At 43.5% G+C, this 615-nt stretch carries 1 protein-coding gene and 1 pseudogene; both read left to right on the top strand.

The features are described from left to right. The coding region (locus AC1DLI_RS34320) for an Ohr family peroxiredoxin (protein WP_477610208.1) at window positions 1-328 on the top strand (328 nt) is incomplete at its 5' end. A gap of 52 nt (window positions 329-380) precedes the next feature. Continuing rightward, window positions 381-605 (top strand): annotated as a pseudogene (locus AC1DLI_RS34315) (Ohr family peroxiredoxin); the annotation flags it as partial. Window positions 606-615: the final 10 nt, after the last annotated feature.

Raw genomic sequence — 615 nt, 5'->3', positions numbered from 1 at the left:
GAGATATCCCAAGGAATTAGGGGGTAACGGAGCTGGSACAAATCCAGAGCAACTGTTCGCTGCAGGRTTTGCCGCATGCTTTGAAGGTGCGATGGGTACGATTCTTAGAMAAAAGAATATTAAAACGGAAGGTATAACCATCGCTTCTAATGTTACGCTCGGCAAAGATGTGAACGACGGTTTTGTACTCGCAATTACTTTGGACATCACGATAAGCGGCGTAGAAACCAGCGTGGCTGAGGAAATCGTGGCGGAAGCCCATCTGGTTTGCCCTTATGCTAAAGCAACCCGTGGCAATATCGAAGTAGTAACGAACGTAGTTGGTTAATCAGCGCAAAATGAGTATAAAATAATCCAGTATTAAAAGGAGTGTTCCGAAAATGATAAAAATGGAAAAGAAATTGTACACAGCTACTGTAAACGTTCAAGGTGGAAGAGAAGGCAAGGCTGTTTCCAACGATGGCAATCTAAACTTGGACTTGAGATATCCCAAGGAATTAGGGGGTAACGGAGCTGGGACAAATCCAGAGCAACTGTTCGCTGCAGGGTTTGCCGCATGCTTTGAAGGTGCGATGGGTACGATTCTTAGAAAAAAGAATATTAAAGAATATTAAA

The organism is Paenibacillus sp. 01T443 (assembly GCF_056398325.1).
This window is presented reverse-complemented; position numbering and strand designations above follow the sequence as displayed.